This window comes from Rhodococcus sp. NPDC056743 (assembly GCF_042790355.1).
In the GTDB taxonomy this organism is placed as follows: domain Bacteria; phylum Actinomycetota; class Actinomycetes; order Mycobacteriales; family Mycobacteriaceae; genus Rhodococcus_F.
Window position 1 is genome coordinate 424,255 of record NZ_JBHTZI010000001.1, and the last position, 18,332, is coordinate 442,586.

The following is an 18,332-nucleotide window of genomic DNA, read 5'->3' on the forward strand; positions in this document are numbered from 1 at the left end:
TGAGCCGAAAGGGATTGAAGATGGAAGTACAGGACTACCTGAAGGTATTGCAGGCGCGCTGGAAGATCATTGCTGTTGTCACCGTTGTCGCGATTCTCGGTGCGTTGGGCGCTTCGCTGATCTCGACACCGATCTACAAGGCCTCCACCAGGCTGTTCGTGTCCACCACGCTGGGAAGCTCCGTCAACGAGGCGTACCAGGGAAACCTGCTGTCACAGCAACGAGTTACGTCGTACACCAAGCTGCTGACCGGACAAACTCTCGCGCAGCGCACCATCGATCGGCTCGGCAGTGATGCAGTCGACGGAATGACGCCGGCCCAGCTCGCCGCCAGTGTTGTGGCGACGTCGGCACCCGACACGGTTCTGATCGACGTGGGAGTGAAGGATCCGTCGCCCGAGCGTGCGCGCGATATTGCCAACGCGCTGTCGGACGAGTTCGTCTTGATGGCAAAGGAATTGGAAACCCCGGAGACGGGTGGAACCCCGGCGGCCCGGGTGGTCGTAGAGCAGGAAGCGGGAACACCTACCACGCCGGTATCGCCGAACACCAAGCGCAACATCGCACTTGGCGCAGCAGTAGGTTTGCTTCTGGGTATTGCGCTTGCAGTCTTGCGTGACCGTCTCGACAACACCGTCAAGGATCGCCGGGCCGTCGAAGAGGTAGCAGGCTCCGCATTGGTCGGAACCATTCCGTTCGACAAGGACATGCAGACCAAGCACACCATCGAATTCAACGAGGGCAACTCTGCCAGCGCCGAGGCCTACCGCGAGCTGCGTACCAACCTGCAGTTCCTCGAAGTGGACAACCCGCCACGCGTTATCGTTGTCACGAGTTCGCTGTCCGCAGAAGGTAAGACGACGACGGCCGTCAACATCGCTCTGGTTCTCGCTGAGGCCGGAAAGTCGGTCTGCCTCGTGGAAGGCGACCTGCGCAAGCCGCGAGTGTCCAAGTACCTCGGGATGATCGGAACCGTCGGCCTCAGCTCGGTCCTGGCCGGTCAAGCGCAACTCGACGACGTACTGCAGCCCACAACACACGGTGATCTGGTTGTCCTTGCGTCCGGGCCCATTCCGCCGAACCCGAGCGAATTGCTCGGCACCGATCACTCCCGGCAGGTTCTTGCAGAACTTCGTGATCGATACGAGTACGTCATCATCGACGCGCCGCCGCTGCTTCCGGTCACGGACGCCGCAGTCCTGACCGCAATGTCCGACGGCGCCTTGGTAATTGCGCGCCACGCCAGGACCAAGCGGGATCAGCTCGCCCGGGCCGTCGGCAATCTACAGAGTGTCGGCGCACGGATTCTCGGCACCGTCATCACCATGACCCCCGCCAACAAGAGGGGCGGCTACGAGTACAAGTACTACTACGAAACCGACAAAACAGTTCCCGCGCTCGCTGAAGCCGCAGCGTTGCCGACAACACCGGGTAAGTCGGAAGCTCCGGCAAAAGTCCTGACCACTCCTGTCACGGTGCCGTCACCGCCCGTCGAAGCGAGCAAAGGCAAACAGCATTTCGACGATGCACCAACTCAGGAGTTTTCAATCCAGAATAGTGAGAACGGCCACCGGTACCGCGATTGATCGTATTCTTCGGTTCCGTCGTGTGGTCCCCTAGGGACTTAAGTCTGCAATTGTCGCCTCTTGCTGATTCCTAATATCCGGAATGTGCTGGAAATTGTTAGTATCACGGCGGTGGCAATTCGCCATTCCAATCGATTGATCCGGAGGGTCGCATGTTCGGTTCCCTGTTTGCTTTGAGTTCGGAAATTGGTTTGCCGTCTATCGATGCCATTCTGCAATTCATCGGCGAAGGCTTCGGGTCGCTATTCGGCCTCAGCGGATAGCAAGTAACGAACAGCCCCTGTCCAACTGAGCTGGACAGGGGCTGTTTTCTGTCTGAGGGCTATGTTTGCCGTGGGAAATCGGCACACGAAATCCTATTGAGCGGGAATGGCAATGCGCCGTAGCAAAGGCCCCAGAAGAGTGGCGATTTCCAAACCAACCGCGTGGAAAGTTTCCGCGTCGGCACCAATAGGGTCGGCAACGTCTTCGCTTTCCTGAACGTGATAGCGCGGGCGAGCTACTGCGAGTTCGGCAACCGTTGTTGCATCCGCTTCTTCTGCCAACCGAGCAGCCTCACGTAACGTGAAAGTTCGTTTGAACTGTATCGGTGCCAGCGCCAGGATCTTGTCGCGGTGACGCTCTGTCATAGCCAGAATGAGATCGGCCTCGGACGCGATGGCCGTAGTAAGCCGGCGAGCGCGAAAATTGGTGGGGTCGCCTCCCAGCCCTTCCAATACCAGCGCCGCAGTCGGTTCCACCGGATGTCCGATCAGTGCGCGCGTGCCAGCGCTTGACGCCGTGAGATCGGCGATTCCCGCTTCTTCCGCGAATGCCTGCGTGAGGCGTTCCCCTGTTGGTGATCGGCAGATGTTTCCGGTGCAGACAAAGAGGATGTGCATGTCCTCAATCATAAAGGGGCACCGCCACAATGCGGCACAATAGAGGGGCACCGCCACAATGCGGCACCGTGATGTCTCGAAATGTTTGCACGTCGACCACTCTGTGTTCCTGCCCCGTCCGCCGCCGCGATATATGAACTACACATGAAACTGACCGTGTTCGGGACCGGGTACCTGGGGCTGACCCACGCCGTGTGTATGGCGGAGTTGGGGCACGAGGTTCTGGGCGTCGACATCGACGCCGCGAAGGTCGAAATGCTGTGCGGCGGGCATGTTCCGTTCTTCGAACCTGAACTGGCACAACTGTTGACGCGGAATCTCGAATCCGGGCGGCTGCGCTTTACGACGTCGTACGCGGAGGCGTCGGAGTTCGCCGATCTTCATTTTCTGTGTGTGGGCACTCCGCAGAAACGCGGCGAGAAGGCTGCGGACATGAGTCATGTCGATGCCGTGATCGACACGCTGGCACCACTATTGGAGCGTCCGGCCGTCATTGTCGGGAAGTCGACAGTTCCCGTGGGGACGGCCGCCCGGTTAGGTGCGCGGGCTCGGGCCGCCGCACCAGCAGGCGACGGCGTCGAGGTGGCGTGGAATCCCGAATTCCTGCGCGAAGGAAAAGCTGTCGCAGATACTTTGCGTCCGGACCGGTTAGTTGTCGGCGTCGATCGAGATCGCCCGGGCACCGCCGAATCTGCCCTACGGGATGTCTATGCCGCGATGCTGGACGCGCGCATCCCGTTTCTGGTCACCGACCTTGCGACGTCGGAGCTCGTCAAAGGTTCGGCAAACGCCTTTCTGGCCACGAAGATTTCCTTCATCAACGCGATCGCGGAAATCTGCGAGGCAACCGGAGCCGACGTCACGGTGTTAGCTGACGCCCTCGGGCACGACGCGCGGATCGGGCGAAGCTTCCTGAATGCCGGTTTGGGATTCGGCGGCGGTTGCCTGCCGAAGGACATTCGGTCGTTCGCGGCGCGGGCCGGAGAGCTGGGTGTTGACCAAGCCTTGTCCTTCCTCCGTGAGGTGGACAGCATCAACATGCGGCGCCGAACCAAGGTCCTCGAGATGGTGACGCAGGCCTGCGGCGGTAGTTTGCTGGGAATGAACGTGGCAGTCCTCGGAGCGGCCTTTAAGCCCGAATCGGACGATGTGCGCGATTCGCCCGCACTGAATGTCGCGGGCATGATGCAACTGCACGGCGCGAGCGTGACGGTGTACGACCCCAAGGCGATAGAGAATTCGCGGACTATTTTTCCTACGCTCAACTACGCAACGTCGACGTCAGAGGCGTGCAAGCGTGCAGACGTCGTGCTGGTTGCGACTGAATGGTCGGAGTTTGTCGAACTTGAACCGTCACAGCTGGATTCGGTTGTGCACGGCCGGGTGATCATTGACGGCCGCAACTGTCTCGACCCGTCACTCTGGCGATCGGCGGCTGGATTTATCGCGGGGTAGGGCGATGAGAGCTACGTCAGAATAACTGACAAGTTGCCAGCTGTCCGGTCGGTTCGGCTCGGTACATCTCCCCGATGCAATCGAATGGGTAGACTTCCCGCCGGAAGGTGACGGATCTGCTCCTGGATCTGTTTGCAGTCGACGAAGGTGGCTCATGAACTTGGTGCTCGGTGTAACAGTGGGGGCGAGCGCTGTGCGCTTGGCACGCCCAGGAGCGCCGGAGCACGGTGGGCCGGTATTTCGATCCCGAGCGATCATGCGCGGACACGAAATCCCCGAGGACGTCGCAGCGGATTCCATTCGCGTCGCTCTCGCGGAATTCACCGGCCAAGACAACTCCGTCGCGGTCGTCTATCGCGATCAGACCCAGGCCGGCGCCCTCACCCAGGCGCTCGATCGTGGCCGGATCGACAACTACCGACTGATACCCGAATCGGCGGCAATTCTGCGGATGCTCGAGGAACCGGGAACGCTCGGCGCACAGAACACCCTGGTAGTCATCGATCTCGGCGCCACCGGCGCAACCGTCGACGTCCTCGATCGCACCACCGGCGCAACCATCGTCACCGCCAGGTCCAGTCAAGTCAGTGGTGACCAGTTCGACGCACTCGTCTACCTCGATCAGACCGAGCGACGTCGCATCGCGACGCCCACGGATCCCGAAGGCATCGCAGAACTCCAAGCCCGGAGCCGACTGGCCAAGGAACAACTCTCGACCCGAAGCGCCGTCTGCCTCCCTGGACCGGGCGGATTACTACTCCTGTCGCGAGAAGTCTTCGAGTCCTTGGTCGCGCCCAGCGTCGAGGCTCTGGCCCGAGAGGTCCGTGAGGTGATTGCCACCTCCGGTCGGCGCCCGGACTCCGTTGTACTGATCGGCGGCGGCGCCAGAGTCCCCATCATTCGCACCGTGCTGGAACGGTGGATCGAAATCCCCGTCATAGCGCCGGAACAGCCAGACCTTCTCGCCACCCAGGGAGCCGCACTGCTTGCAGACGGCGCGCCCCGCCGAGAACCCGCCGCTGTGCCTGCCGTGACTGTGGCGACCCAGGCAGTGGCGCCGATCTTCGCGCCGTACCCGATCAACACTCCCGCTGAGGTGCCCGCGCCCGTCCAGGCCTTTGCTCATGGCGGCCTGGCAACGATGACAGGGCCGGGGCCGGTCCACGCGCTCGCGCACGCTCAGGTGGCGCCCGAGCCCGAGCCGCTACCCACCCAGGCTCACCCGGCCCCCGACTACGACGGTGACGAACCAGATTTCAAAGAACCCGTCATGGTCGATGCCCAGGCGTACTCGGCTGTTCACGAGGACGTCAGTGCGGGACAACCCACCTGGCTCGCCGCCACGTCGCACGACGAGACAGCCACCCCGGAGCCCGGCAGGCAGTTTCGATTTGCCGGACTGGGAGCCGGTGTCGTTGCCGCAATCGTCATCGTCGGCCTGGGAATGGGCTACGGCGGGAAGGTGTTCGGCGATTCGGGTGAAGCCGGTCCGGTAGCAACCGAGGTCACCACAACACAAACTCCGTCGACGACGGTTCCGACCACCACCACAACGCCGCCGCCACCGACCACCACAACAGAGCCGCCTCCGGTGACGGAGGCAGCTCCCGTGTACGAGGCTCCCTATGAGGCGCCGTACGTCCCACCAGCGCCCGCGCCCGCGCCGCCGCCGGCCCTCTACATTCCGGGGCTGCCGCCGATCCTGCTTCCCGTTCTGCCGCCCATCCCTGGTCTGAACTAGCGGGTCTGAACTAGCGCCAGGCTGGTGAGCTATCGCTTGGAATGACGACCGCCGGTCGCCGCAGCGGGTGTCGAACTTCCCGGCGGACGGGCAAGGAGCACTGCGATCGCCGTCGTGAGCGGAACGGACAGCGCAAGCGCGATGCCGCCGACAGCAGACCGCACAATTTCGATGGCCACGGCGTCGCCGACCAGAACGTCGCCCAGCGGACGACCACTGACACTGAACAACAGCAACAACGGCAAAGCGCCGCCCGCATACGCCAAGACCAAGGTGTAGACGGTACTGGCGATGTGATCGCGACCCACACGCATCGAGCCGGCAAAGACCTGGCGTCGGGTCGCGCCCTTGTCCAACTGCGCCAACTCGAATGCCGACGACGCCTGGGTGATCGTGACGTCGTTGAGCACACCCAGCGAGCCGATGATGAAGCCAGCGAGCAGGAGTCCCGTGATGTCGACGTGCTGAATGTAGGTCTGCACGTTGGTGTTCTGCTCTTCGGAGAGTCCGGTGAGTTGTGTCAGTTCGATCGACAGGTAAGACAGCACCGCAGCAAGAACCATGGCGGCGAGGGTTCCGAGTAGCGCAGAACTGGTTCGGAGTGAGACCCCGTGGGCGAGATACAAGACGGCGTACAGAATGACGGCGCCAGACACCAGAGCAACGGGTATTGCGGGTTTTCCGTCCAACAAAGCGGGGAGCAGAAAGCCGACCACTACGCCGAACGCCACCACAAGCCCGAGTAGTGCCCGCAATCCACGCCACCGGGCCACCGCGATGATCACCACGGCAAAGATCACGACGATCAGCGTCAGCGGCAACCCGCGGGAGTAGTCCTCGAACGAATACTGCGTCGCTCCGGTCGGATCGGTTTGGCGAAGCAGTCGAATGTGCTCGCCGACCCGCAAATCGGGTTGGCCTGCGCCGGGAATGATCTCGAGCAGTGTCTGGGTTCCGGCGTTCGGTCCCGATTCGATGTCGACGATGCTTCGCTGACACTGGTAACTCGTATTTGCCGGTGGTGCCGGTTCGCCGACGAATGGTCTTCCCGCCGAGACACTTCCGCAGGCGCCGATGTCCTGAAGGGTGACCGTACCGGCCTCCGTGACCACTGACCCGCCGTCGGAGTTCTGAAACGGCAACGGGATGTCGATGTTGGCCTTGTCCGGCCAGAGCGCAATGACGCCGACGAGTACGGCTAGACCGACGACGGTGAGGATGCCGACAACAACGCGGGCAGCAGTGGCTCCGATGTGGAGTGGACCGTCATGGCCGTGGCCGTGGCCGTGACCGTGGCTCATCGGAAATTGAGTGTCGGACTAGGGATTTGCACCGGTGCCATGTTAGCGGCAGTTGCTGTGAATGGCTGTGAGGTGTGAATGGCGGTGAGGCCGGAAGGTTTCGAGCTGGGTGGCGGGGAACAGGGGGGGTTGTCCCCGCCACCAACCTGGTATCCACAGGGGGGGAGGGATACCAGGTGCTCGCGGCACCGAAGTGCTGAAACCAATGTACCCAATTTCAAACCAATCTGGTGCAATGTCTTGCTACTAATTTACAACGAATATCGGACCATTTGCGCTGTTTTTAACATTGCGGCAGGTCGCGACTAGTCAAACACTCAACCAAACCGATCGGTTCCGTAAATTTGTGACCAAGGTCGCACGAATGCCCCGCACATTTATCTGTGCGGGGCATTCGTAGAAAAAGAAACTGGTCAAATGTCCACCGCCGTGGCCAGTGGGTTTCCCAGCTTTTACTGTTTGTAACTCGTAAGGAAGTTGCCGAACCGTTCAATTGCCACGGCAAGGTCACGGGCCCACGGAAGAGTAACGATTCGCAAATGGTCATGATCGGGCCAATTAAAGCCCGTTCCCTGAACCATCAGGATTTTCTCCTGAAGAAGTAGATCCTGAACCAGCTTCTCGTCGTTGTGGATTTCGTGAACATTCGGATCCAGGCGCGGGAACGCATATAGCGCACCACGCGGCTTGACACACGAGACGCCGGGAATCATGTTCAGGCGCTCCCACGCGACGTCGCGCTGCTCGAGGAGACGTCCGCCGGGGAGAATGAGGTCTTCGATGCTCTGATGGCCACCGAGCGCCACCTGGATAGCGTGCTGACCCGGAACGTTCGGGCACAAGCGCGTCGACGCCAAGAGGTCGAGACCCTCGAGGAAGCCGCCGGCGTGCTCCTTCGGGCCGGTGATCGCCACCCAACCCGAACGGTAGCCCGCAACGCGGTACGCCTTCGAGAGGCCGTTGAACGTCAGGCACAGAAGGTCGGGAGCCAACGAGGCAAGCGAGATGTGCTTCGCGTCGTCGTACAAGATCTTGTCGTAGATCTCGTCGGCGAGCAGAAGAAGCTGATGCTTGCGAGCGAGGTCGACCAACTGCTGGAGAATCTCCATCGAGTAGACAGCACCCGTGGGGTTGTTCGGGTTGATGACCAGCAGGGCCTTGGTCTTGTCGGTGATCTTGGATTCGATATCGGCGATATCGGGATTCCAGTCGTTGGCCTCGTCGCACAGATAGTGCACCGGAGTGCCGCCGGACAAGCTGGTCATTGCCGTCCACAACGGGTAGTCCGGCGCTGGGATCAGCACCTCGTCGCCGTTGTTGAGCAGGGCCTGCATGGTCATGGTGATCAGCTCGGACACGCCGTTACCGAGGTAGATGTCATCGACGTCCACCTCGGGGAAGCCGGGAACCAGCTCGTACCGAGTGACGATCGCGCGCCTGGCCGAGAGAATGCCCTTGGACTCCGAGTACCCCTGGGCGTAGGGCAGCGCGGCGATCATGTCGCGCATGATCACGTCCGGTGCGTCGAAACCGAACGGTGCGGGGTTTCCGATGTTGAGCTTGAGGATCCGGTGCCCTTCCGCCTCCAGCCGGGCGGCATGCGCGTGCACCGGTCCACGGATTTCGTACAGGACGTTCTGGAGCTTCGACGACTGCTCCAGCTCGCGCTGCGGCTGACGATGGCGGACGGGTTCTGGTGTGCTCACGAGTTACATGATTCCACCTGTGCGCAAGTGGATTCTTCCGGGCAGGATCGAAGGCGCCGTCTGTTCGGTTGGCTCGTCTCTCGGTCGGCGTGTCTCGGTTGGCTTATCCTGAGGCGCATGACGCCGACCGACGTGATCGCAGCACCGTACGGATCGTGGGCATCGCCCATCGACGCAGCAGATCTGGCAAACGGAGGTCACCCGGTAGAAGGTGGCCGCTACGTCGGCGACGAGGTGTGGTGGGCGGAACTGCGGCCAACCGAAGGTGGGCGCGTGGCGATCCGACGGTTGGGGCTCGACGATCAGCCCGTGGACGTACTTCCCGCGCCGTGGAACGCACGCACCCGGGTTCACGAGTACGGGGGCGGCGCCTGGACGGTTACTGACTCCGGACGGTTGGTTTTCAGCGAGTTCTCCGATCAGCGCGTGTACATCCTCGAAGGTCTCACACCGCGAGCGTTGACACCTCCCACATCCTCGTCGGTGCGATACGCGGATTTGTCGATCGTCGGCGCCGACGTGTGGGCCGTGCGCGAGTCCCACGCGCCCGGCGGCACGATCACGCGCGACATCTGCGCCATCCCGCTCGACGGATCCGGCGAGATTCGCAGCATCGTCGGCGGTTCGGATTTCCTTGCCTACCCACGGCTGTCCCCGGACGGAAGCAAGATCGCCTGGATCGCCTGGAATCACCCGCAGATGCCGTGGGACGGAACCGAACTGCGGGTCGCGGATCTGGTCGACGGGGTGGCCGGTCCGTATCAAGTTCTTCTCGGCGGCACGGAAGAATCTGTGCTGCAACCGGAATGGATCTCGGGCGACGAACTGTACGTGGTCAGCGATCGCAGCGGGTGGTGGAATATCTATCGCGTCGGCGCAGAGGTGGCGCCGGTCTGCCCGGTGGACGCAGACTTCGGCGATGCGCTGTGGCAGTTCGGCGCCCGCTGGTACGAGGTGCTGGGCAATGGAAAACTGTTGACTGTGCGCACTTTCGGCACGGATACCCTCGCGATGCTGGACCCCGACACCGGCGAACTGCGCGACATCGATGTCTCCGGTGTCACCAGCATCGGCCTCATGCAGGTGCGCGACGACCAACTGCTGATCAAAAGCGGCGGCGCAAAACTGGCTACCGGGCTGCGTGAACTGGACTTGGGGACCGGCGCGCTGCGCGAGGTCCGCCTGTCGGTCGACGCGCTTCCCGAATCCGCTTACCTCCCAGAAGCGCGGACCGTTGTCGCGCACGGGCACGGCCGCGAAGTCCACGCATTTGCCTATCCGCCCCGCAACCCCCGATACCGCGGCCAAGGCGGTGAACTTCCGCCATACGTGGCTTTTGTGCACGGCGGTCCCACCGCGCACATCGCGCCCGCCCTGAACCTCGTGTACGCGTACTTCACCAGTCGCGGAATCGGCGTCGTGGACGTCAATTACGGCGGGTCCACCGGTTACGGCCGCGAGTATCGCAATCGTCTGCGTGGGCAGTGGGGCGTCGTTGATGTCCAGGATGTGATTACCGCGGTCACGGGACTCGCCGAGCAGGGGCTTGCCGACTCTGCCCGCCTGGCCATCGAAGGCGGATCTGCGGGCGGCTGGACCGTGCTGGCTGCTTTGACAACGTCCGACGTCTTTGCCTGCGGCGCTTCCTATTACGGTGTGGCCGAACTGGACGGCTTTGTCAAGGAAACCCACGACTTCGAATCGCGGTACATCGACGGACTGATCGGGCCGCTGCCGGAATCTGCCGCCCTGTACGCCGAGCGTGCACCGCTCAACAACGTCGACGGTTTGAACTGCCCGGTCCTGCTGCTGCAAGGCCTCGACGATCCGATCGTTCCGCCGTCACAAGCCGAACGCTTTCGAGATGCGCTGGTAGCGAAGGGCATTCCGCATGCCTATCTGGCGTACGAAGGTGAATCCCACGGATTCCGTAAGCAGTCCACGATCATCAGTTCACGCAACGCGGAACTGTCCTTCTACGGTCAAGTGCTCGGGTTCACGCCGCCAGGTGTTCCGCAGTTGAAGCTGTGGACTCATGAGGTGTAGCTGCTGCCCAGTCCGAGTCCTGTCCGCGGGGACAGCTGGTCCATTAGCTGCCGGCCCATCCTCTCCGTCACGGTGTCGCTGGCGGCATCGTTGCCGTTGTTGAGGATCGTGACCGCCCAGTTGCTCTCGGGGACAAGGTAGGTCGCCGTCGTGCAGCCATTGGTTGCACCGTCCTTGTACGCAAACGAATAGGGACTCGAGAACAACTGCCACGCCATGCCCATCTGCATGTCTGTATTCGCTTTGCCATCGGCGATGGGGAACAACGTATTGGGAAGAGTTTGCGACAGTGGTGAATCGCCGATACCCATCGTCGTTGCCGCCCACGTTGCCATGTCGTTGGCATTGCTGATCAGGCCGCCGCCCCCGGCCATTGCGGCAGTGTTGAACCAGTAGTCGGTCGACTCGTCGATTTCGGCGTACGGAATCGCCAGGTTCTCGGTCCTTTCTTCGATCTGGGTTGCCGACATTCCCAGTGGCCCCGTGAGGTTCTCGCGAACGGCTTGGGCAAATTGCGGCTCAGGCTGACCGGGAACAAATATCTCAGCCAGAATCGTGCCGAGAAGTCCGAAACCCCAGTCCGAGTACAACCACGTTGCACCAGGAGCGGTAGGCAGAGTTTCGTTGTCGAGACCTTCCCACAGCTTCTCGACGGTGTACTCGTCCTTCGGGTTGTAACCGGGCGGGATGTCGGGAAGCCCGGAACGGTGGGTAGCCAGATCCCGGAGCGTCATCGCTCGGGCGCCGGGGAAAGTCGGCGCATGATGCGGTGCGGGAATGAACGTGCTGACGGGATCATCCAGGCTTACCAGTCCGTTGCGGACGGCAAGCTCGAGCAGTGCGCCGGTGAATACCTTGGTCTCGGAACCGATTTCGAACTGGGTATCGGGGCCGACCCGTTTACCTGGCTGATATTCGCCGAAGTAGTACGTCGTAGTGCGCGATCCGGTTGGACTCGGCTTCACGATGGCAATGGACACTCCGGTTGCCGGTCCGGCAAGGATTTCGCCGGCCACGGTTTCGACGTGCTTCAGCTCGAACGTGTCGCCGATGACGGAACCGGGATTGGGCTCGGTTGCGGCTCCTGCAGTGCCGGGGAAGAGGGTGAGTGCCGCTGTAAGGGTCACTGCCACTGCAAGAGTCCGCATGCTGGCAGACTAACCGGTCCGAACTTTTCGCGGATGACCCAGCGGACAATTCGGGTACTTGGTCCTCCCGGACAGTGGTTGTGGGGAAGCTGACATGGTTTGTGTGCAGTGAACATGTTGTGCAGCAGGCTGGTACGTGTGCTCGCTGCGCAGAAACTGTGTTCACTGGGCGGGCCGGCTACCGGGTGCGGCCGCGCTCGAACGCCGCACGGATCCGATCCGCGACCACCAACGGCGTCGACAAGTCCGCCCACGTCCAACGAACCACCTGCCAACCCGCATCCCTCAGACGGTCTTCACGGAGTTTCTCCGCCCAGAGCACATCTCCTGGGGTGCGGCCGACGGGAACGAAGCGGCCGTACTTGACTCGGCCGTCGAACTCCCCGACAGTGCGGTGCTCACGCCACAAGAAATCGACGCGAGCATTACCGATCTGGACTTGCGGTTCGGGCACCGGCAAGTGCTCGGAGACAAAGAGCGCCAAACTCCGTGACTCGCCGACGCTTTCGATCCGGCCATCCATCGCGTCGATCGCATGAAAGGCATGGCGGTGCGACGGATGACGCGGCACCCCAGCCAGGTTCGAGGTGACGTCGTCCAGAGCGAGCGGTGTGCGGTGGAGGGCCGAGTTTCCCGCGACCAGGGCCGGTTCGAAGGGCAGTGAACGAGCGAGGTCGACCACCGTGCGCGCAAGCGTTGTCACCCGCAGACCGTCGACTGTCGTGACTTCGTCTGCGGTGAACAATGCGGAATGCACCTGCCTGTGAGGGGACGTGCTGCCGCCACCTCGACGGTTTCGCGTGAGGTGAACCAGGCGGAGCGGTGTGTTCCACAATTCGAGGCCGTGCAGCACTGCCGCGGAGGTATGACTGACAACCGCGTCGGACGTGGCTGCCTTGGCTATCGCGTGGACCTGCAGACGATGCCGCGCATGTGCGTCGAGTTCCGTGAACGGCTGCGTCGACACGTAGGCGCCGCGATGTAGGCGGGTCCAGTCGCCGCTGACACAGCTGCGACGGATCTCGGAGTCGGTGCCGCCGGTGGCGAGATGCTCAGGTCTGCGGACGATGTGCGGTTGTTCCCCCATGCCGAACAATCCTGGTGCATCGGAGCGCATGTGGGCCGACGGGTTTCTCCGGCTGTGGATAGGTCGCGCAGTGTGCATGGTTTGTGCGCAGTGAGCAATGTTTGTGCGCAGCGCGCAGTGGTTTCGGCAAGCTGGAAGGGATGCTCGCTACCCAGATACTCTGCTCACTTACCGTGCCGGCAAACACGAACGCCCCCGCCGCAGTGGCGAGGGCGTTCGAATGATGAAGCGATTACTTCTTGCGGCCGGGGGCCTTTGCGCCCGACTTGAATCCGAGCCCGCCCGGCTTTGCGGCCGGGGGAGCCTTGGGAGCTTCGGCAGCCGGAGCTTCGGTGGCCGGTGCTTCGGTGGCCGGTGCTTCAGGTGCAGCGGCTTCCACTACCGGTTCGGCAGCAGCAGCGGGTGCTGCCTTGGGGGCTGCCTGGCGCGCACCGGGAGCCTTTGCGCCCGACTTGAATCCGAGCCCGCCCGCCTTGGCAACCGGGGGAGCCTTGGGAGCTTCGGCAGCCGGTGCTTCGGTGGCCGGCGCTTCGGTGGCCGGCGCTTCAGGTGTAGATGCTTCCACTGCCGGTTCGGCAACCGGGGCAGGTGCAGCAGCGGGTGCTGCCTTCTTTGCACCGGGAGCCTTTGCGCCCGACTTGAATCCGAGCCCGCCCGCCTTGGCAACCGGCGGAGCTTTCGGAGCCTCGGCGGCCGGCGCGGTGGGAGCCTCAGCAGCGGGTGCCGGTGCGGCGGGTGCTTCAGCAGCCTTTGCGCCCGGAGCCTTTGCCCCACCCTTCATCTGCAAACCCTTGCCGGGAGCCTTGGCGCCGGACGCCAGGCCCAGACCCTTCGGCTTGGCAGCGGGCGCGGCGGGTGCAGCGGCTTCGGGAGCAGCAGCTTCGGTAGCCGGTGCGGCTGCAGCCTTTGCGCCCGGTGCCTTGGCGGCACCCTTCATCTGCAGACCCTTGCCGCCGGGAGCCTTCGCTCCGCCGGCCAGGCCGAGGCCCTTGGGCTTTGCAGCGGGTGCTGCAGCTTCGGGAGCTTCGGCTGCAGCTGCCGGTGCAGCCTTCTTGGCGCCGGGAGCCTTTGCCCCGCCAGCCATTCCGAGCCCCTTGCCGGGTGCTTTTGCACCGGGAGCCTTGGCGAGGCCCTTCATTGCCAGGCCCTTACCGGCAGGTGCGGCCTTGGCTTCCGGAGTTGCGGCAGCTTCCTCGACCTCGGCGACACGATCCTGTTCGACAGCTTCGGCCTTGGCTTCGGCAACTACCGGTGCCTTTTCACGCGGGATCACCTTGATGTTCTCGGTGAGCTGGCTGGATTCGAGGCGGGTGACGGAGTTGAGCATCAGCTGAGCGACGTCGACAACCTCGACGCCTTCGCCCTTGCCTTGTTCCTGGCGTGCGGTGACGCCGTCGTTGAGCATGACGCGGCAGAACGGGCAACCCGTGGCGATCTTCTTGGGGTTGGTGGAGAGCGCTTCGTCGACGCGGTCGACGTTGATGCGCTTGCCGATGTTCTCTTCCATCCACATGCGAGCGCCACCGGCGCCGCAGCACATGGATCGTTCGCCGTGACGCGGCATTTCGACGAGCTTGGCGCCGGATGCTTCCATCAGTTCACGGGGTGCGTCGTAGACCTTGTTGTGGCGGCCGAGGAAGCACGGGTCGTGGTAGGTGATGTCTTCGCTGACGGATGCGACGGGGATCAGCTTCTTCTGGCGCACCAGACGGTTGAGCAGCTGGGTGTGGTGCACGACCTCGTAGTCGCCGCCCACCTCCGGGTACTCGTTGCCGAGGGCGTTGAAGCAGTGCGCACACGTGACGACGATCTTGCGTTTCTTCTGCTCGACACCTTCGAAGACGGAGTTGAGCATTTCGATGTTCTGCATCGCGAGTTGCTGGAAGAGGAACTCGTTGCCGGCGCGGCGTGCGGAGTCGCCGGTGCAGGTTTCGTCGGCGCCGAGGACCATGAACTTCACGCCGGCGGTGGCGAGGAGTTCGGCGACGGCCTTGGTGGTTTTCTTGGCGCGGTCTTCGTAGGCGCCGGCGCAGCCGACCCAGAAGAGGTATTCGTAGTCCTCGAATGTGTCGGCGTCCTTGCCGTACACGGGGATCTCGAAGTCCATCTCGTTGATCCAGTTGAGGCGGTCCTTGGAGTTCTGGCCCCAGGGGTTGCCCTTGTTCTCGAGGTTCTTGAACAGGCCGGCGAGCTCGGACGGGAATTCCGATTCGATCAGGACCTGGTAGCGGCGCATGTCGATGATGTGGTCGACGTGTTCGATGTCGACGGGGCACTGTTCGACGCAGGCGCCGCAGTTGGTGCAGCTCCACAGGGTTTCGAGGTCGATGACCGGGGCCAGCTCACCTTCGACGGTTTCGCCGACGAGTTTGCGGTCGGCCTCGAGGCGTGCGGCCTCAGGGATGGCGGCGAGGGCGGCTTCGTTGACGTTGCCTTCGGCGTCGACAAGTCCGATTTCGTCGCCGCCCATGTCCTTGCGGCCGCCAGCGAGCAGGTACGGGGCCTTGGCGTAGCCGTGGTCACGCAGGGACATGATGAGGAGCTTGGGGGAGAGCGGCTTTCCGGTGTTCCACGCGGGGCACTGGGATTGGCAGCGGCCGCACTCGGTGCAGGTGGTGAAGTCGAGCCAGCCTTTCCAGGAGAAGTCTTCGATGTTTCCGGCGCCGAGGGTGTCGGTGTCGGGATCGACGTTGTCCATGGTGAGGGCGATGCCCTTGCTCGTCATCGGCTTCGCGGCGCCGAGTGCGACGCCGCCGTCGTCTTCACGCTTGAAGTAGATGTTGAAGAATGCGGAGAAGCGGTGCCAGGCAACACCCCAGGTGATGTTGCGGCCGACGATGTAGAGCCAGATCATGCCGGACATCAGCTTGATGAACGCAAAGATGGCAACCATCATGGCGCTGGCCGGAAGCAGCTTGGCCAGGTTCATGGTGAAGAAGTCGGTCCACGGGTTGGCATGGCCGTAGGTCGCGATCTTGCCGGCCTTCACGAAGATCATGCCCAGGCCCTCGATGAGGACAACCGTCTCGACGAAGTACGCAGCCTTGAAATCGGAGCCGCCGAAGCGGGACAGACGGACGGGCAGGCGCGGGTGGTTGAGCTGGCGGATGACGATCAGCGTCGTGATGCCGATGACGGTGCCAAGGCCCAGAATCTCGTCGACCAGGTGGTAGATGGCCCAATTGCCGAAGATCGGCCAGTGGAACTCGGGGTTGAAGGTCTGTCCGTAAGCCTCGAACCAGACGATGGCGCCGAGCAGGAAGCCGACCATGACAAGCCAGTGAGCCCAGCCGACGGTACGGAACTTCGCCATGCGCGTGTGCGCGATGAACTCGATGACCATCTGCTTGAAGCGCGGGAAGAACGGACGCCAGCGGTCTGGTGCTGATTGGCCGATTTGGACGACCTTCACCATCTTGAGCGCGCCACCGATGAAGGAATACCAACACACGAGGCTCAGCAGCACACCGATGGTGCCCAACGTGATCGTCAGGGCATTCATGTCGCGGCCTTTCATTTCAGGGCGACGCGGCGGCCACCTCGGGAACAGCCCACTGATACTAACCTGCCATATGTTACCCGCCAGTAGCTTTGCGTGTCATGTATGTATACCGGCGAGTAACCATGCTTGGCCTGGCGAGATCAATTATTCCGCAACGACGGGCTGGGCCGTTGCGCAAACATATCTACCGCCACGTTAGGTGGTGCGTATCTCGCCCTCGTTAATCAGGCAGCCCTAACCTGCCGTCTGCGCTGTTTTGGCGGTACCGACCGACCCGCCCGGAGCGAACGTACCTTTCGGCGCATCCAAGGCGATGAAAGGTACGTTCGCACCAGTAGGGGTGGGACAGAAACGGTACGTTCGCACCAAGAAGCTCGCATCAAAAAACTGTGGCCCACCTCGACAGGAGGTGGGCCACAGTACGTGCGGTGCGATCAGTAGTCGCGGACTTTCAAGCCGGGGTTTTCGGCGAGGATGTCCTTGATGGGCGTTCCGTACTGAATCGGCTGGGGGCTGCCGATGAGTGCCGCGGCCCGAGCGACCTCGCAGAATGAGGACGTTGCCACCGTCGACGCGCTGGTGATGCCCAGTGCCCGGGTGCCGGTCACGATGGGGCCGCCGCTGTCACCCTGAAGGACGCAGATGTCGGTGGTGAAGAGGTTGGACATCGGCTGCCCCGAGACCACAGCACTTCGATCGACGCTGGTCACAACACCACAGCTGTACCCGGTTGTCGACCCGGCCTTGCAGACCGGTGCGCCGACAACGGGATCGGCAACCCCGTCGATGTTGACGGATCGGTTGAACGGAACCCGGACGCTGTTGTTGTCGAAGCGGTACTTCGCCTGGTCGTCGATGTTGATGATCGAGTAGTCCCGCGGACCGAACACGCTCTTGGCGAAGTATCCGACTCGCGGTCCCGGCTGGTTGTTGACGAGCGGGAAGGCTTCGGAGGCGTACTGCGTACCGGCGGCGATGCGGTTGGGGTCGCAGTGTCCGGCACTGATGTTGACGGTGCGGCCGGAGGCGTCGGTTCCGTTGAAACCGAAGGAACATTTGAACCCGTTGAGACCGGAGATTCCGCCGTACGCGTCGCCGCCGAGCGCGGCGTCGCCGGTCAGGGAGCCCGTGGCCGGGAGCAGATCGACAACGATCGGCGGAACGGAGATCGGCGCAGCGGCGTGGAGGACAGTCGTGTTCAGAAAGTCCGGCAGGGTCAGGCCGGCGGCGGGGTCCGCGGTCAACTCGACGCCGTTTCCGACAACATCGATGGCGATTCCCCGAACCAGATCTGCGACGGCAGGTGGCTGAGACTCGAGCCAGGTATTGAGCGCGGACACCTCGTCCTGCAACGCCGATTCGCTTTGTGCGACGTCGTTGACCCGGAAACCTGCCTTCTCGGCGGCCGCGCGGGCAGCGTCGTTGCCCTCCCCGGAAGCCAAGGCGACGATTCCCTGCCCGAGCTCGTCCAGCCACACTCCAGCAAAACTGTCGGGGAACTGTACCCGCGCGATGTCTGCGAACTCGGCGAGTTTCTGCGCGAGTTCGGAGCGCGTCAGGTACTGATCAGGCGTCAATGCCAGATCGTGCTGGAGTGCCTCGGCGAGTTCGACGGGCAAATGTGCTGCCTGGTCGGACACGCCGGGTGTAGATGGTTCGGCACTCGCAACAGCGGCAATCGGTCCGAGGAGCAGCAGCATTGTCGAGCTGAATACTGCGGCGCGACGTGCGGTGGAGCTTCGCATGTGGGCCTTTCCGCTTCGTTGACCGCGTGCGGCCCCCCTGGGTGCACGCGGATACGGCCCGCCTTTCGGCGAGCCGTATCGCAGTCGCACACGACTATATGGGTTCTTCCCCACGAATCCCACCCGTTTCAACG

The 18,332-nt window shown here is 62.7% G+C and carries 10 protein-coding genes and 1 pseudogene; 4 read left to right on the top strand and 7 right to left on the bottom strand.

Translation table 11 applies throughout. The features are described from left to right. Positions 1-20 precede the first annotated feature (20 nt). Complete coding sequence (locus ACFRFQ_RS01815; RefSeq protein ID WP_378652379.1) at positions 21-1,586, top strand: polysaccharide biosynthesis tyrosine autokinase; 1,566 nt, start codon at positions 21-23, stop codon at positions 1,584-1,586. A 356-nt stretch (positions 1,587-1,942) separates the two neighbouring features. Here the strand turns inward: ACFRFQ_RS01815 and ACFRFQ_RS01820 are convergent, their stop codons facing one another. Further along, a complete protein-coding gene (locus tag ACFRFQ_RS01820) occupies positions 1,943-2,467 on the bottom strand; it encodes a low molecular weight phosphatase family protein (protein WP_378652382.1) in 525 nt (174 codons plus the stop codon). 144 nt (positions 2,468-2,611) lie between these two features. Between ACFRFQ_RS01820 and ACFRFQ_RS01825 the strand changes: the two are divergent. Then, positions 2,612-3,930 (top strand): annotated as a pseudogene (locus ACFRFQ_RS01825) (UDP-glucose dehydrogenase family protein). 146 nt (positions 3,931-4,076) lie between these two features. Continuing rightward, positions 4,077-5,663 (top strand): Hsp70 family protein, encoded by a 1,587-nt coding sequence (locus ACFRFQ_RS01830; RefSeq protein ID WP_378652384.1) that lies wholly within the window; start codon positions 4,077-4,079, stop codon positions 5,661-5,663. 29 nt (positions 5,664-5,692) lie between these two features. Here the strand turns inward: ACFRFQ_RS01830 and ACFRFQ_RS01835 are convergent, their stop codons facing one another. Both ACFRFQ_RS01835 and ACFRFQ_RS01840 read right to left on the bottom strand, forming a co-directional pair. After that, positions 5,693-6,964, bottom strand: coding sequence for a YibE/F family protein (locus ACFRFQ_RS01835; protein WP_378652387.1), 1,272 nt, complete (start codon positions 6,962-6,964; stop codon positions 5,693-5,695). A gap of 452 nt (positions 6,965-7,416) precedes the next feature. Continuing rightward, positions 7,417-8,670, bottom strand: coding sequence for a pyridoxal phosphate-dependent aminotransferase (locus ACFRFQ_RS01840; RefSeq protein WP_138870029.1), 1,254 nt, complete (start codon positions 8,668-8,670; stop codon positions 7,417-7,419). A 117-nt stretch (positions 8,671-8,787) separates the two neighbouring features. On the opposite strand from ACFRFQ_RS01840, the gene ACFRFQ_RS01845 reads away from it, so the two are divergent. Continuing rightward, positions 8,788-10,716 carry a prolyl oligopeptidase family serine peptidase gene (locus ACFRFQ_RS01845; protein ID WP_378652390.1) on the top strand — a complete coding sequence of 643 codons (1,929 nt, stop codon included), beginning with the start codon at positions 8,788-8,790 and terminating at the stop codon, positions 10,714-10,716. Here ACFRFQ_RS01845 and ACFRFQ_RS01850 read toward each other — a convergent pair. The 4 genes from ACFRFQ_RS01850 to ACFRFQ_RS01865 all read right to left on the bottom strand — a co-directional run bounded on the left by ACFRFQ_RS01850 (position 10,704) and on the right by ACFRFQ_RS01865 (position 18,198). Next, on the bottom strand, positions 10,704-11,864 hold the full coding sequence (locus tag ACFRFQ_RS01850; RefSeq protein ID WP_378652393.1) for a serine hydrolase domain-containing protein: 1,161 nt from the start codon (positions 11,862-11,864) through the stop codon (positions 10,704-10,706). The two genes, ACFRFQ_RS01845 and ACFRFQ_RS01850, sit on opposite strands and share 13 nt — an antisense overlap. Before the next feature lie 178 nt (positions 11,865-12,042). Beyond that, positions 12,043-12,951 carry a hypothetical protein gene (locus ACFRFQ_RS01855; RefSeq protein WP_378652396.1) on the bottom strand — a complete coding sequence of 303 codons (909 nt, stop codon included), beginning with the start codon at positions 12,949-12,951 and terminating at the stop codon, positions 12,043-12,045. Positions 12,952-13,183: 232 nt separating this feature from the next. After that, positions 13,184-16,453, bottom strand: coding sequence for a (Fe-S)-binding protein (locus ACFRFQ_RS01860; protein ID WP_378652399.1), 3,270 nt, complete (start codon positions 16,451-16,453; stop codon positions 13,184-13,186). A 434-nt stretch (positions 16,454-16,887) separates the two neighbouring features. Then, positions 16,888-18,198 carry a S1 family peptidase gene (locus tag ACFRFQ_RS01865; protein ID WP_378652401.1) on the bottom strand — a complete coding sequence of 437 codons (1,311 nt, stop codon included), beginning with the start codon at positions 18,196-18,198 and terminating at the stop codon, positions 16,888-16,890. Positions 18,199-18,332: the final 134 nt, after the last annotated feature.